The 13,937-nt window shown below is 68.6% G+C and carries 13 protein-coding genes; 9 read left to right on the top strand and 4 right to left on the bottom strand.

Going from position 1 to position 13,937, the window contains the following annotated elements; all coding sequences use genetic code 11:
- Positions 1 to 33: 33 nt before the first annotated feature.
- Together ACP7AI_RS10070 and ACP7AI_RS10065 are read left to right on the top strand one after the other, a co-directional pair.
- Positions 34 to 765: an ABC transporter ATP-binding protein gene (locus ACP7AI_RS10070; RefSeq protein WP_426166914.1), complete on the top strand. Its 732-nt coding sequence runs from the start codon at positions 34 to 36 to the stop codon at positions 763 to 765.
- Positions 766 to 769: 4 nt separating this feature from the next.
- Positions 770 to 2,248, top strand: coding sequence for a hypothetical protein (locus ACP7AI_RS10065; protein WP_426166912.1), 1,479 nt, complete (start codon positions 770 to 772; stop codon positions 2,246 to 2,248).
- A 225-nt stretch (positions 2,249 to 2,473) separates the two neighbouring features.
- On the opposite strand, the gene zwf is transcribed toward ACP7AI_RS10065, so the two are convergent.
- Together zwf and ACP7AI_RS10055 are read right to left on the bottom strand one after the other, a co-directional pair.
- A complete protein-coding gene (zwf, locus tag ACP7AI_RS10060; RefSeq protein WP_426166910.1) occupies positions 2,474 to 3,922 on the bottom strand; it encodes a glucose-6-phosphate dehydrogenase in 1,449 nt (482 codons plus the stop codon).
- A gap of 42 nt (positions 3,923 to 3,964) precedes the next feature.
- Entirely contained in the window at positions 3,965 to 4,285 is a 321-nt protein-coding gene (locus ACP7AI_RS10055; RefSeq protein WP_426166908.1) for a (2Fe-2S) ferredoxin domain-containing protein, read from the bottom strand.
- Positions 4,286 to 4,368: 83 nt separating this feature from the next.
- Between ACP7AI_RS10055 and ACP7AI_RS10050 the strand changes: the two genes are divergently transcribed.
- From ACP7AI_RS10050 to ACP7AI_RS10030, 5 genes are all read left to right on the top strand, one after another.
- Positions 4,369 to 5,679, top strand: coding sequence for a flavin-containing monooxygenase (locus tag ACP7AI_RS10050; protein WP_426166906.1), 1,311 nt, complete (start codon positions 4,369 to 4,371; stop codon positions 5,677 to 5,679).
- A 65-nt stretch (positions 5,680 to 5,744) separates the two neighbouring features.
- Complete coding sequence (locus tag ACP7AI_RS10045) at positions 5,745 to 7,115, top strand: TolC family protein (protein ID WP_426166904.1); 1,371 nt, start codon at positions 5,745 to 5,747, stop codon at positions 7,113 to 7,115.
- A 6-nt stretch (positions 7,116 to 7,121) separates the two neighbouring features.
- On the top strand, positions 7,122 to 8,315 hold the full coding sequence (locus ACP7AI_RS10040; RefSeq protein ID WP_426166902.1) for an efflux RND transporter periplasmic adaptor subunit: 1,194 nt from the start codon (positions 7,122 to 7,124) through the stop codon (positions 8,313 to 8,315).
- On the top strand, positions 8,312 to 9,043 hold the full coding sequence (locus tag ACP7AI_RS10035) for an ABC transporter ATP-binding protein (protein WP_426166900.1): 732 nt from the start codon (positions 8,312 to 8,314) through the stop codon (positions 9,041 to 9,043). The genes ACP7AI_RS10040 and ACP7AI_RS10035 overlap by 4 nt, the downstream gene beginning before the upstream one ends.
- A 28-nt stretch (positions 9,044 to 9,071) precedes the next feature.
- Entirely contained in the window at positions 9,072 to 10,292 is a 1,221-nt protein-coding gene (locus ACP7AI_RS10030) for an ABC transporter permease (RefSeq protein ID WP_426166898.1), read from the top strand.
- Here the strand turns inward: ACP7AI_RS10030 and ACP7AI_RS10025 are convergent.
- A complete protein-coding gene (locus ACP7AI_RS10025; RefSeq protein ID WP_426166896.1) occupies positions 10,264 to 11,631 on the bottom strand; it encodes an MATE family efflux transporter in 1,368 nt (455 codons plus the stop codon). The genes ACP7AI_RS10030 and ACP7AI_RS10025 overlap by 29 nt on opposite strands.
- Positions 11,632 to 11,803: 172 nt before the next feature.
- Here ACP7AI_RS10025 and ACP7AI_RS10020 point away from each other — a divergent pair, with 172 nt between their 5' ends.
- Positions 11,804 to 12,904: an NADH:flavin oxidoreductase gene (locus ACP7AI_RS10020; protein WP_426166894.1), complete on the top strand. Its 1,101-nt coding sequence runs from the start codon at positions 11,804 to 11,806 to the stop codon at positions 12,902 to 12,904.
- 3 nt (positions 12,905 to 12,907) lie between these two features.
- Here ACP7AI_RS10020 and ACP7AI_RS10015 read toward each other — a convergent pair whose 3' ends face one another.
- Entirely contained in the window at positions 12,908 to 13,060 is a 153-nt protein-coding gene (locus ACP7AI_RS10015; protein ID WP_426166892.1) for a hypothetical protein, read from the bottom strand.
- Positions 13,061 to 13,180: 120 nt separating this feature from the next.
- Here ACP7AI_RS10015 and ACP7AI_RS10010 point away from each other — a divergent pair, with 120 nt between their 5' ends.
- A complete protein-coding gene (locus ACP7AI_RS10010) occupies positions 13,181 to 13,867 on the top strand; it encodes an NUDIX hydrolase (protein WP_426166890.1) in 687 nt (228 codons plus the stop codon).
- Positions 13,868 to 13,937: the final 70 nt, after the last annotated feature.

Raw genomic sequence — 13,937 nt, 5'->3', positions numbered from 1 at the left:
TAAGGCGCGAAAGTACAGCGGACTAGGGGCAGCATGAACGAACCGGCACTGGCCCTGACCGGCCTGCGCAAGCATTTCGACAAACCGGCTGTCGATGACCTCGACCTCACCGTGCGTGCCGGGGAACTCTATGCCCTGCTCGGCCCCAATGGCGCCGGCAAGACGACGACGCTGCGCATGGTGGCGGGGTTGCAGTGGCCGGACGCCGGCGGCATCCGCATCTATGGCGTCGACGCCATCGCCGATCCGATCGCCGCCAAGCGGCTGGTCGCCTGGCTGCCCGACGAGCCCTTGCTCTACGACAAGCTGTCGCCGCTCGAATATCTCGAATTCGTCGCCGGCCTGTGGAGCGTCGACCCCGCCGTTGCCGAGGCGCGCGCCACCGACCTGCTGACCGTGCTCGGCCTGTGGGACCAGCGTTCGTCGCGCTGCGAGACGTTTTCGCGCGGCATGAAGCAGAAGGTGGCGCTCGCCGGGGCGCTGATCCACGAACCGCGGCTGCTGATCCTCGACGAGCCGCTGACCGGCCTCGATGCCGCCGCATCGCGGCTGGTCAAGGACCTGCTCGCCGCGCGCGTCGCCGCCGGCGCGACGGTGATCCTGACGACGCATATCCTGGAGGTTGCCGAGCGCATGGCGACCCGCATCGGCATCATCCGCGCCGGGCGGCTGGTGGCGGAAGGCACGCTGGCCGAACTGCGCACCGCCGGCGGGCGTGCCGGGGCGACGCTGGAGGAGATGTTCCTGGCGCTGGCGCAGGGATGACGCCGTGACGGACACCGCCACCGCCATCGCAACCGCCACCGGTCCCGGCTTTCTGGCGCTGGTCCGGCATGAATTGCGGCTGGCGATACGCGAGGGCGCCGGCAGGCAGCGCAAGGCGCGCCTGATCGTGTTGTTGGTGCTGATGCTGGTGCCGGCGCTGGCCGGGGTCGGCCTGGCGATCTCGCTGGCGCCGGAGCCCGATGTGCCGCGCGCCGCCTTTGGTTATGTCGCCGCCGGCTGGGCCGGGCTGGTGCTGCTGATGCTGTCGGGCGCCTGTGTCTATGTGCTGCGCGCCTTTCACGATCGCGGCGATCTCGATCTGCTGCTGGCGGCGCCGATCTCGCCGGCGCGGGTGCTGGCCGCGAAATCGGTGGCGGTGCACGCGTCGGTGGCGCTGCCGCTGCTGCTGTTGTCGGCGCCGTTCGTCATTGCCTCGGTGGCGACGGGGCATCCCGGCTGGGCCGGCGGCTCCCTGATGATCGTGGTCGCCGCGGTTATCGCCACGTCGATGGCGTTCGTCATCGCCGGCGGGCTGTTCCGGTCGCTGGGCTCGCGGCGGGCGCGCATGGTCATCCAGGCCGGCGGCGGCATCTTTGCCGCCTGCGTGGCGATCCTGGGGCAGACGCCGACCTTCATGCCCGACCGGTTCGAGGCGCTGAAGGCGGCGATCCGCCCGGCGCCGCCGCCGCCGCTCGACTGGCCGGCGCGGGCGATCTTCGGCGCGCCGCTGCCGCTGCTGGCGCTGGTGCTGGTGGCGCTGGGCTTTGCCTATGGCGCGGCGCGGCTGGCGGCGCGCAACCTTGCCGATGCGGCGCCGATCCCGGTGGCGACGGTGTCGAACCATGTCACCCGGCCGTTCCGCGGCGGCGTGCTGCGCAGCCTGCTCACCAAGGAACTGGTGCTGCTGTGGCGCGATCCGGAGCTGCTGTCGGCGGTGGCGCTGCAACTCGCCTATATGGTGCCGGCCTTCGGGCTGATCTTTGCCGGCGGCACGGTATCGACCGCGCGTCTGGTGGCGGCGACGGTGCTGTTCGCCGCCATGCTACCGTCGAGCCTGGGCTGGTTGACGTTGTCGGGGGAGGATGCGCCCGACCTGATCGCGTCGGCGCCGGTGCCGGCCGGGGTGGTGAACCGTGTCAAGGTCCTCGCCGCCTGCCTGCCGTCGCTGCTGCTGGCGCTGGTGCCGCTGACGTTCATTGCCATGCGAGAGCCGTCGGCGCTGCTGGTGGCGGTGCCGATGTGCCTGCTCGGCGGATTTTGCGCCGCACTGCAGCAGCAGCTGATCGGCCGCCCGCAGAAACGCAGTACCTTTCGCCGCCGCCAGAGCGGATCGATGCTGCTGGCGATCAGCGAATATGTGATGGCCGGCGGCTTTGCCGGGACAGCGGCGCTGCTGGTGCAGGGCTCGCCCTGGGCGGCGCTGCCGGCGGCGCTGAGCCTGGCGGTGCTGGGGGTGTCGTGGCTGGTGCGGACGGAGCGCTAAAGTCGGTGGAAGAGGGTAACAAGCGGACGTTCCCTTTCCTCGCCCGCCTGCGGGAGAGGCGAGACGGGCGCCAGCCCGCCGGGTGAGGGTGTAACTTCGCGTCGGAACGATAGAACACCCTCACCCGCTCGCCAGAAATCGCGAGTTGCCTCTCCCGCAAGCGGGCAAGGGAAGGGCTGTTATCGCGCATCTGCTACCCCCGCTCACGGTATGGGGTCGAGTCGATCAATCGTGCCAGGTCACCCCATCGCGCTCGGTCAGCGCGATCGCCGCCGTCGGCCCCCAGTTGCCCGCGGCATAGGGTTTTGGCGCCATGCCCGTCGCCTCCCAGCCGGCGCGGATCGCGTCGATCCAGGTCCATTGCGCCTCGACCTCGTCGCGGCGGACGAAGAGCGTCTGTTTGCCTTCGATCAGGTCGAGCAGCAGGCGCTCGTACGCGATGCGGCGGCGGACGTCGGCGAAGGCGTTGCTGATGCCGATGTCGAGCGGCACCGAGCGCAGTTTCAGCCCGTCGCGGTCGAGGCCGGGGGCCTTGGCCATCATCGACAGGCCGACATTTTCATCGGGCTGCAGGCTGATGACGAGGGTGTTCGGCTTCAGCGACGCCTCGCCGAACATCGAATGCGGCACCGGCTTGAACCGGATGATGATTTCGCTGCTGCGTTCGGGCAGGCGCTTGCCGGTGCGCAGGTAGAAGGGCACGCCCTGCCAGCGCCAGTTGTCGACATGCGCCTTCAGCGCCACGAACGTCTCGATCTGGGATGCCTTGCCCAATTCCTCGGCATAGCCCTTGACCGGCTGGCCCTCGATGGCGCCGGCGCCATATTGGCCGCGAACGCTGCAGCCTTCGACGCTGTGGCGGTCGATCGGGCGCAGCGCGCGCAGCACCTTGACCTTTTCGTCGCGGACGCTGGTCGGGTCGAACTGTGCCGGCGGCTCCATGGCGACCAGCGCCAGCAGTTGCAGCATATGGTTCTGCACCATGTCGCGCAGCGCCCCCATCCCGTCATAATAGCCGGCGCGGCCTTCGAGCCCGACAGTCTCGGCGATGGTGATCTGGACATGGTCGATGCCGCGGGCGTTCCACAACGGCTCGAACAGAGCGTTGCCGAAGCGCAGCGCCAGCAGGTTCTGCACGGTTTCCTTGCCGAGATAATGGTCGATGCGGAAGGTGCGATCCTCGGGGTAGGCGGCGGCGACGGCATCGTTGATGGCGCGGCTGGAGGCAAGGTCGGAGCCGAGCGGCTTTTCGAGCGCCAGGCGGACGCCGGGGCCGGCGAGGCCGCTGCCCGACAGGCCGGTGATCGTCGGGCCGAACAGGCTGGGCGCCGTCGACAGGAAGATGGCGAGATTGGCCTTGTCCCCTGCCGCATCGGCGAGCGCGCCGAAGCCCGCCGGCTCGCTGGCATCGAGAGGCACATAGGCGATGCGATCGAGGAAGCGCTGGACCTTGGCGGGGTCGCGGCGATCGGCATCGACATATTGGTCGAGCGCGGCGGCGGCGATCGCGACGAATTCCGGCGTGTCATGGACGCTGCGCGCGGTGGCGATGATGCGCAGGCATTCCGGCAGCAGGCCGTCGGCGTCGAGGTTGAACAATGATGGCAGCAGCATCCGCTTCGACAGGTCGCCGGTGGCGCCAAAGAGCAGGAGGTGCGTGCAGGGATTGGCCATCCGCCGGGTTTTAGCGGCGGAAGCAGCCCTAGGCTATGCCCGTCAGCCTGGGACGGCGATCAGGCCCAGGCGCGCCGCCACCTCGAGCACCGGAGTGCGCTCGGGGATGACGAGGATGCCGCCGGGATCGCGGCTGTCGACGACGGCAACGGCGCCCTTTGGGCAGAGCTTGAGGCATTTGGCTTCGACGAGGCGCACGCGGGCATGCTTGGGCTTGGGCAGCTGCAGCGCCCTCCTGAGCGCCTTGCCGAGCGGCTGGTCGCCGTCGGCACCGAAACCGCCGCCGACTTTCCGGCTGCATTTCCCGCAGATGGCGACGAGGCTGGTCGCCGGCTGGCGGGCGATGCGGATGGGCTTGGTCATGGATTTCCTTGGGCGCTGTCGCTGGTGAACGTCCTGCCACGATGATGGGTTTCGCGCGGGCCCGGCGGCGCTACACTCCGGTCATGTCCATTGCCCTGATCGGCGCCGGTTGTTCCGGCTTTACCACCGCCAAGCGGCTGCGCGATGCCGGGCTCGACTTCGACTGGTTCGAGGCATCGGACCGGATCGGCGGCAACTGGGCGTACCAGAACCCCAATGGCATGAGCTCGGCGTACCAGTCGCTGCACATCGACACGTCGAAGACCCGACTGCAGTTCGAGGAGTTTCCGATACCGGCGGACTGGCCTGATTTCCCGCATCACAGCCTGATCGCCGGCTATTTCAACGCCTATGTCGATCATTTCGGCCTGCGCGAGCTGGTGCAGTTCGAAACGCCGGTGACCGCCGCGACGCGGCGGGCAGATAGCCGCTGGGATGTGACGACCCGTCACGGCACCAAAGCGTATGACACTGTCGTGGTCGCCAACGGCCACCATTGGTCGCCGAACCGCCCGGAATGGCCGGGGCAATTCGATGGCACCATCATCCACGCCCATGACTACAAGACCCCGTTCGCGCCCGTCGATTGCGTCGGCAAGCGGGTGGTCGTCGTCGGCCTGGGCAACAGCGCCGTCGATATCGCGTCGGAGCTCGGCCAGCGGTCACTAACCGAAAAGCTGTTCGTGTCGACGCGCCGCGGTGTCTGGGTGCTGCCCAAGTTCCTCAACGGCAAGCCCGTCGACAAGACGCCGATGCCGTCGTGGTTCCCGTTGCCGCTGGCCCGCGCGCTCGGCCGCCGCGCCGTCATCCGTGCCATCGGCCGCATGGAGGATTACGGCCTGCCGACGCCCGATCACCGGCCATTGGACGCCCATCCGACGGTCAGCGGCGAATTCCTGACCCGGATGTCGAACGGCGACATCACGCCGAAGCCGGCGATCGAACGCTTTGACGGCAGCGACGTGGTGTTCACCGACGGCAGCCGCGAACGGGTGGACATCGTCATCACCGCCACCGGCTACAATATCGACTTTCCGTTCCTGAAGCCCGAGGACGCGCCGGTCACCGACAACCACATCCCGCTGTTCAAGCGCATGGTCCAGGCCGACCCGGCGCTGCACGGCCTGTGGTTCATGGGGCTGGCGCAGGCGCTGCCGACACTGGTCAATCTCGCCGAGCAGCAATCGAAGCTGCTGGTGGCGTATCTGACCGGCCGCTATGCGCTGCCTGACCCGGCGGCGATGGCGCGGGTGATCGTCGAGGACGAAAGGAAATACCAGGCGCACTACTACGCCAGCCGGCGTCACACGATGCAGGTCAATTTCGAGCCCTATGTGGCCGACCTGGTGCGTGAGACGGCGGCAGGCGCGCGGCGCGTCAAGATCGCGGCATGATGTCGGTGGGGTAACAACGTCACTGGCGGCGCAGTGTGGGAATGCGCTAGGACAGTCCCGACTTCATGCCCCTTCTGATCCCACTCCTTGCGGCGGCCATTGCGGCACCGGCCATTCCGGTGACCCATGACGATCCGCGCGGGCTGATCCCGGTCACGCGGCCGCCGGTCAGCGGTGGCCAGGCGGCGTGCGGCGAGGTGCCGGCCCGGCCGCTGACCCTGCCCGATCTGGTCGACATCGCGCTGTGCCGCAACCCGCAGACCGCGGTGGCCTGGGCCGGCGTGCGCGGTGCCGCCGCCGGCATCGGCATTGCGCGATCGGCCTATCTGCCGACGATCGATCTCGCCATCGGCCCGACGCTCAACCGTATCGACACCAACGGCGGCTTCGGCGACGGCAGCAGCGTCAACAGCGGCGCCAATCTGGCCGTGAATTATCTGCTGTTCGATGGCGGCGGCCGCGCCGCGCGGGTCGCCTCCGCGACGGCCCGGCAGCGTTCCGCGCTGGCGCAATATGCCGATGCGGCACAGGGCGTCGTGCTCGATACCGTGGCGGCCTATAACGGCCTCCTCGCCAATCGCGCCGTCGAGACCGCCAACATCGCCAATGTCGCCTTTGCCCGGCAGTCGCGCGACCTGGCTGCGGCGCGGCGCAATGCCGGCGTTGCGACCAGTGCCGACCGGTTGCAGGCCGAAACGTCGCTGTCGCAGGCCGAGCTGCAGCTGATCCAGACCCGCGGCAACCTCGAGACATCGGCGGCGCAGCTGGCGGTGACCATCGGCCTGCCGCCACAGGCCCGGCTCGATCTCGCCGCGCCGGCGCCGCTCGCCACCGGGCAGTTGCTGCAATCGGGCGCCGATGCGCTGATCGCCGATGCCGAGCGGCTGCGCCCCGATCTTGTCGCGGCGCGCGCCAATGTCGCCGGTGCCGAGGCCGATGTCCGGGCCCAGCTGTCGGCCGGGCGGCCGAGTGTCGGCGTCTCCGCGTCGAACAACCTGTCGGCGACCGACACGCGCTTCAACAGCAACAGCGGCAACATCGGGCTGACGCTGTCGATCCCGATCTTTTCGGGCTTCAACCAGCGCTACAGTATCGCTTCGGCCCGCGCCGAGGCGGAGCGCCAGGCGGCGCTGGCCGAACAGACGCGCCAGCAGGCCGGGCTGTCGGTTTATACGAATTTTGTCAGCCTGAGGGTTGCGCTCGCCAGCCTGGAGACGGCGCGGGTGCTGATCGCCAGCGCGACCGAATCGGCCAATCTGGCGCAGGGCCGCTATCGTGCCGGCGTCGGGCTGTTCGCCGATCTGCTCAACGCGCAAAGCGCGCTGGCCTCGGCGCGGCAACAGCTGGTGCAGAGCGAATTCAACGTCCGCAACGCCAATGCCAATCTGGCGCGCGCGATCGGCGGCATCGGGGAGGCGATCGATGCGGAACGGTGACCTGACGTGACACGGCGGAGATGGATCATCCTCGGGGTCGCCGTCGCGGCGGTCGTCGCATGGTTTGCCTGGCGCGCATTGAACCCGCCGCCGGTCATCGACCCGTACAAGACGGCGACCATCGCGCGCGGCGACCTGACCGAGGAGATCACCGCCAACGGCGTCATCAACCCGGTGCGGGTCGTGTCGGTCGGCACCCAGGTGTCGGGCACCGTCCAGTCGCTCTATGCCGATTTCAACGACCGCGTCGTCGCCGGCCAGATCCTGCTGCGGCTCGATCCAGCGCTGTTCATCTCCCAGCTGCAGTCGAGCCAGGCCAGCCTCGCCAACGCCCGCGCCACGGCGGCGCTGCAGGCCGCCAATGCCCGGCGCGCGGCCGAACTGGTGACGAAGGACTATATCAGCCGGCAGGATTACGAAACGACGCTGGCGTCCGCCAAGACCTCGGCCGCGTCGGTCGCCCAAGCCGAAGCGCGGGTCCGGCTCGATGCCGCCAATCTCGATTTCAGTGTCATCAAGTCGCCGGTTTCGGGCATCGTCATCAGCCGGCAGATCGATATCGGCCAGACCGTCGCCGCTTCGTTCAACACGCCGACGCTGTTCCAGATCGCCCGTGACCTGACCCAGATGCAGATCGAGGCGTCGGTGGCGGAGGCCGATATCGCCCGGGTGAAGCCGGGTCAGCCGGTCAACTTCACGGTCGATGCCTATGGCGCGCGGCAGTTCCGCGGCACCGTCCAGCAAATCCGGCTGAACCCGACCACCCAGCAGAATGTCGTCACCTATACCGTCATCGTCATGGCGGCGAACCCCGATGGCGCGCTATTGCCGGGGATGACCGCCAATGCCAGCTTCATCGTCGCCGAAAAGCGCAATGTCGTGCTGCTGCCCAACGCCGCGTTGTCGTTCAAGCCCGAGGGATGGAAGCCGGTCCGCGCTGCCCGCAACCGCCCGCGCGACCCCGACGAGGTGACGGTGTTCGTCGAAGTCGGCACCACGGCCGAGCCGCGGCAGCTGAAGCTCGGCGCCTCCGACAGCGATTCGAGCGAAGTCGTGGCCGGGCCGCTGAAGCCCGGCGACCGCATCATCATCGGCAAGGGCGTCGAGGATGCGAAAAAGGGCGGCATCTTTTCCGGTCCGCCCGAGAGCAAGTACAAGAACGCCAAGGACGACACGACGAGCACGACCCGGCGCAAATGACGGCGCTGCTCAGCCTCGTCGATGTCATCAAGGACTATCGGTCCGAGGCCGGGACGTTCCGCGCCCTGCATGGGGTCAACCTCGATGTCCATGCCGGCGAATTCATGTCGATCATGGGGCCATCGGGGTCGGGCAAGTCGACGCTGATGAACATCATCGGTTGCCTCGATACGCCGACCACCGGCAGCTATCGCTTCGAAGGCACCGACACGGCGACGCTGTCGGAAAGCGCGCTGGCCAAGCTGCGCAACGCGGGCATCGGTTTCGTCTTCCAGCAGTTCAACCTGCTGCCGCGGCTGTCGGCGCTGGCCAATGTCGCACTGCCGATGGTCTATTCGGGCGTGTCGGCGCGCGATCGGGCGGCACGGGCGCAGGTGCTGCTCGACAGCGTCGGCCTCGGCGACAAGCCGAAGTCGCGGCCCAGCCAGCTGTCGGGCGGCCAGCAGCAGCGCGTCGCGGTGGCGCGCAGCCTGGCCAATGATCCGCAATTGCTGCTCGCCGACGAACCGACCGGCGCGCTCGACACCAGGACCGGCGTCGAGGTGCTGGCGCTGTTCCGCGCGCTCAACGACGACAAGGGCGTAACGGTGGTGATCGTCACCCATGATCCCGAGGTGGCGCGCGCCACCAATCGTGTCGTCCGCATCCAGGACGGGCGAGTGTTCTACGACGGGCCGCCGACCGAGGCGGCACTGTACGGCCATGCCGAGCCTGAGGTGGTGGCATGATCGGCACGGTCTCTGGTGGCGTGCCGACATGATCGGCACCATGCTCGCGGAAGCCTGGGGCGCCCTCATCGCCAACCGGCTGCGCTCGGCGTTGACCATGCTCGGCATGATCATTGGCGTCGCCGCGGTCATCCTGATGCTCGCCATCGGCGGCGGCGTGCAGAAACAGGTGTCCGACTCGATCTCCGGTCTCGGTTCCAACCTGCTCATCGTCACCGCCGGCAGCAGCCGGCAGGGGCCATTGAGCGGCGGCGCCGGATCGGGCGCGACGCTGCGGATCGAGGATGCCGAGGCCATCGCCCGTATCGACAATGTCGTCGCTGCGGCGCCGTCGACGACGGTGCCGGCGGCGCAGGCGGTGGCGGGGCCGGTCAACTGGTCGACGCAGGTCACCGGCTCGGTGCCGGCCTATTTCCTCGTCAACGAATGGACGGCGGGCGACGGCCGGGTGTTCAGCGACCGCGAGGAACGCGCCGGCGCGCGCGTTGCCGTCATCGGGCAGACCGTCGCCGACAAATTGTTCGGCGCCAACGATCCGCTTGGCCAGATGGTGCGGGTGAAAGGCGTCAGCCTGCAGGTCATCGGCGTGATGGCCAAGCGCGGCCAAGGGTTCGGCGGCCAGGACCGCGACGATGTCATCATCGTGCCGCTGACGACGGCATTGCGCCTGCTGCAGGGCAATGCCTTTCGCCGCTCGATCCGCAGCATCTCGGTATCGGTCAGCTCGGCCGAAGCGCTCGACCAGGTCGAGCGCGACATCACTTTGCTGCTGCGCCAGTTGCACCGGCTGAAGGGTGATGACCAGGATGATTTCTCGGTCGCCAACCTGACCGCGATCACCGACACGCTGAGCACTACGACCCGCGCCATCTCGCTGCTGCTCGCCGCCATCGGATCGATCTCGCTGGTCGTCGGCGGCATCGGCATCATGAACATCATGCTGGTCAGCGTGACGGAGCGCACGCGGGAGATCGGCATCCGCATGGCGATCGGCGCGTCGCGCGCCGCCGTGCGCCTGCAGTTCCTGCTGGAGGCGCTGATGCTGTCGCTGATCGGCTGCGGAATCGGCGTCGCCGCCGGCACCGGGCTCGCCATGCTGGCGGGCAAGGCGATCGGCTTCGATACCGCAGTGACGCTGTATGCCGTTACCGTGGCGTTCGCGGTGTCGGCGTCGATCGGCATCTTCTTCGGCTGGTGGCCGGCGACCCGCGCCTCGAAGCTCAGCCCGATCGAGGCGTTGCGAAGCTAGGCCGCGTCAGCCACAGGAATCGGCCCCAGAGCAGGCTCGCCGATACCAGCGACGCGACGATCACCGCCCAGACGATGCCGTTGACGCCCAGCCCGAGCAGGATGGCAAAGGCATAGCCGAGCGGCATCATCACCAGCAGATAGCTGGCGAAATGCGTGGCCGTCGGCATCCAGACATCGGATTGCGCACGCAACGCCTGCGAGCCGACGACCTGCAGGCCATCGGCGACGAAGAACAGGCACGACAGCAGCAGCGCCGCCGCCGCGACGCGCCGGACCTCCGGGTCGCTGGTGTAGCCCGCAGCGATCAGCTGGTTGCCGAAGCCGACGATGGCGCAGATGAGCAGCGTCGCCGCCACCGTCGCGACAAAGCCCATGCGCGCCGCGCGGCGCACCCCCGGCGGATCGCCGGCGCCATAGGCGCGGCCGACGAACACGCTGGTCGCGGTCGCCAGTCCCAGCGGCACCATGAAGATCAGCGCCGCCATGTTGAGCACGATCGCCCAGCTGGCGACGGCGAGCGCGCCCAGCCAGCCGGCGATGACCGACATGGCGGCAAAGGAGCCGGCCTCCACGAAATAGCTCATCGAGGCGCCATAGCCGATGCGCCGCATGGCGGCTGCGGCCAGGGGATCGCGCGGCGCCCGGGCAAAGACGCCCAGCGACCGGGCCTGCGACCAGCTGGCGATCAGCACCCAGACGAACACCAGCAGCGCGACGCGGGAGATCAGCGTCGCCCAGGCGCTGGCGACGGCGCCGTCCACAGGAAGCCCGCTGTCGCCCGGCACCAGCCACAGGTTGATGGCCAGATTGACGACATTTGCGCCGAACATGGCGATCATGCCGGGCACGGCGCGGCCATGCGCCTCCAGCCAGAAGATGCCACCGTCGGCGATGAGGATCGGTATCATCGACAGCGCCAGCACCTGCAGCACCGGCGTCGCACCGTCGGCGAGCGCCGGATCGAGGCCGATATGGTGCATGACCGGGCCGCCGAGGCCCGCCAGCACCGCCGCCGCGACGACGCCGATCCAGAAGGCATAGGCGATGCCGCGGCGCAGGATGGCGCCGGTGTCGGCGGCGCGACCCTCGCCGATGGCCAGCGACGTCATCACCTGGATGCCCGACATCAGGCCAACCGAGGTGGTGATGACGACGCCGGTCGGCGCCCAGCCGAGCGCCTGGTAGCCGAGTTGCGTCGCCGAATATTGCCCGACGATCACCGCGTCGACGAGGCCCATCGCCATGATGCCAACGCGCGACACGACGACCGGCGTCGCCAGCCGCAGCAGCGAACCGAACGAAAGCGGCAGATCGGTCTGGGGGGTGTCCCCGGACATGGCGGCGTTTCCAGTTTTGTTGAATTCAGCCGGCCCCTCTAGGCGGCTCCGCCCCGGCGGGCAAGCATCGGGCGCGGCGGCGACAAGATATGCTTTGGCATGGCCGGCTTGCAGCCCGGGCGCCGGCGCTTTACCTCGGCCGACGAAACAATCGATCAGAGGCCCGTTGCCCATGACCAACCCGCTGTTCCAGCCCTTCGCCTTCAAGGGGCTGCACTTGCCAAACCGCATCGTGATGGCGCCGATGACCCGCAGCTTTTCGCCGGGCGGCATCCCGGGCGACGATGTCGCGGCCTATTACCGCCGCCGTGCCGAAGGCGGTGTCGGGCTGATCGTCACCGAAGGCACAGGCGTCGAGCGCACCGGTTCGACCAACGATCCCAACGTCCCGCATTTCTTCGGCGATGCGCTGCCCGGCTGGGGCAAGGTCGTTACCGAAACCCACGCCGGCCACGGCCTGATCGCGCCGCAGCTCTGGCATGTCGGCGCCGCCATCAACCACGCCAACCCGGCACCACCCGAACAGGAAAGCCCGTCGGGCCTGTTCAAGCCCGGCAAGCCGTTCGGCAAGGCGATGGCCGACAGCGACGTCGCCGATGCCATCGCCGCCTTTGCCCGCGCCGCCGCCGAGGCGAAACGGCTGGGCTTCGACGCGGTCGAGCTGCACGGCGCCCATGGCTATCTGATCGACCAGTTCTTCTGGGAAGGCACCAATGCCCGGGCCGACAGCTTCGGCGGACCGACGATCGCCGACCGCGGGCGCTTTGCCGCCGAGATCCTGAAGGCGGTGCGTGCCGCCGTCGGCCCCGATTTCCCGGTCATCATTCGCATCTCGCAGTGGAAGCAGCAGGATTTCGCCTATCGCATCGCCACAACGCCCGACGAGATGACGGCCTGGCTGCAGCCGCTGGTCGATGCCGGTGCCGACATCCTGCATTGCTCGCAGCGTCGATTCTGGGAGCCGGAATTCCCCGAACTCGACGGCGATGCCGGCCTCAATTTCGCCGGCTGGGCGAAAAAGCTGACCGGCGTACCGACCATCACCGTCGGCAGCGTCGGCCTGTCGGGCGAATTCATCGCGGGCTTCGGCGGCGAGAAATCGGAGCCGGCGAGCATCGACAACCTGCTCGAGCGCCTGGAACGCAAGGAGTTCGACCTGGTCGGGGTCGGCCGCGCGCTGATCGTCGATCCCGACTGGGCGCTGAAGGTCCGCGATGGCCGAATGGCCGAACTCAAGGAGTTCGACCGTTCGGCGCTGGCGACGCTCGTCTAGCGCCTAGACGGAGCCATCTTCGGTCGGCGGGCCGCCGTCCTTGGGCGCGCGGTTCGACCGTTTGCTCCAGTAGACGGCGAAGGCGATGACGATGGCGAGGAAGACGGCGACCAGCGTGAACAGGTTGAGGGCCGGCAGCATCGAGGCGCGATCCATGGTGGTGCTCCTGAATTGATTGCAAGGTTTGTCGCAAACGCCGTCCGGACGGCCCGCGTTCCGGGCGGTCGCCAATAGGTCGCAGGTTGCCGCGCGCCGCCTGTGACCTATGATGGTCCGATGGCCATGATCGAAGACGCCCCCGACCGCCGGCTGCCGCATATCCGGCCGCGCGATGCCGCGACGCTGCTGGTCATCCGCCGCGACGGCCCGGTGCCGCGCGTGCTGATGGGCCGGCGGGTACGTGGCCATGCCTTCATGCCCGACAAATGGGTGTTCCCGGGCGGTCGCATCCACCCGTCGGATTTTCGCGTGGCGACGGCGTCGGATCTCCACCCCGATGTTGCGGAACCGCTGGCGCGGACCTGTGCGTTGCCCCGCGCCCGGGCGCTTGCTGCCACGGCGATCCGGGAGACGTTCGAGGAGACCGGGCTGATCGTCGGCCGTCCGGGCCGCGCCGCGACGCGCAGCAGCGAATGGCGGGACTTTCTCGGCACCGGCCATTTGCCCGACCTGGCGCCGCTGCGCTTCGTTGCGCGCGCCATCACGCCGCCGGCGCGGACCCGGCGTTTCGATGCGCGCTTCTTCACTGTCGACGCCGATCACCTCGTCAGCCTCGACCCTGGCGCAGGTTCGGGCGAGCTCGATGAAATCGCCTGGTTCGATTGGGAGGCGGCGGCGGCGCTCGACCTGCCCTCGATTACCCGCGCCATCCTGGCGGAGGTCGCTGCCGGCGCTGGTGACGCCGCCCGGCCCATCCCATATCATCGGTTCGACCATGGTCGTCATCGGCTGCTGTCGGTGTAGCGCACCGGCCACCGGCTTCACCGCTGACTGCGGAGCCGGAACGGTTTTCCCGCGTTGCGTGCACAGGCCT

The organism is Sandarakinorhabdus sp. DWP1-3-1, from assembly GCF_049896705.1.
In the GTDB taxonomy this organism is placed as follows: Bacteria; Pseudomonadota; Alphaproteobacteria; order Sphingomonadales; family Sphingomonadaceae; genus Sandarakinorhabdus.
The sequence above is the reverse complement of the archived record's forward strand: the minus strand, read 5'-3'. Positions and strand labels throughout refer to the sequence as shown.

Bases quoted from the DNA above. Each gene is read 5' to 3' on its own strand.
- ACP7AI_RS10025 (WP_426166896.1), bottom strand. From the start codon at position 11,631: ATGTCCGGGGACACCCCCCAGACCGATCTGCCGCTTTCGTTCGGTTCG.
- ACP7AI_RS10045 (WP_426166904.1), top strand. From the start codon at position 5,745: ATGCCCCTTCTGATCCCACTCCTTGCGGCGGCCATTGCGGCACCGGCC.
- ACP7AI_RS10010 (WP_426166890.1), top strand. From the start codon at position 13,181: ATGGCCATGATCGAAGACGCCCCCGACCGCCGGCTGCCGCATATCCGG.
- ACP7AI_RS10055 (WP_426166908.1), bottom strand. From the start codon at position 4,285: ATGACCAAGCCCATCCGCATCGCCCGCCAGCCGGCGACCAGCCTCGTC.
- ACP7AI_RS10050 (WP_426166906.1), top strand. From the start codon at position 4,369: ATGTCCATTGCCCTGATCGGCGCCGGTTGTTCCGGCTTTACCACCGCC.
- ACP7AI_RS10070 (WP_426166914.1), top strand. From the start codon at position 34: ATGAACGAACCGGCACTGGCCCTGACCGGCCTGCGCAAGCATTTCGAC.
- ACP7AI_RS10020 (WP_426166894.1), top strand. From the start codon at position 11,804: ATGACCAACCCGCTGTTCCAGCCCTTCGCCTTCAAGGGGCTGCACTTG.
- ACP7AI_RS10035 (WP_426166900.1), top strand. From the start codon at position 8,312: ATGACGGCGCTGCTCAGCCTCGTCGATGTCATCAAGGACTATCGGTCC.
- ACP7AI_RS10030 (WP_426166898.1), top strand. From the start codon at position 9,072: ATGATCGGCACCATGCTCGCGGAAGCCTGGGGCGCCCTCATCGCCAAC.
- zwf (WP_426166910.1), bottom strand. From the start codon at position 3,922: ATGGCCAATCCCTGCACGCACCTCCTGCTCTTTGGCGCCACCGGCGAC.
- ACP7AI_RS10015 (WP_426166892.1), bottom strand. From the start codon at position 13,060: ATGGATCGCGCCTCGATGCTGCCGGCCCTCAACCTGTTCACGCTGGTC.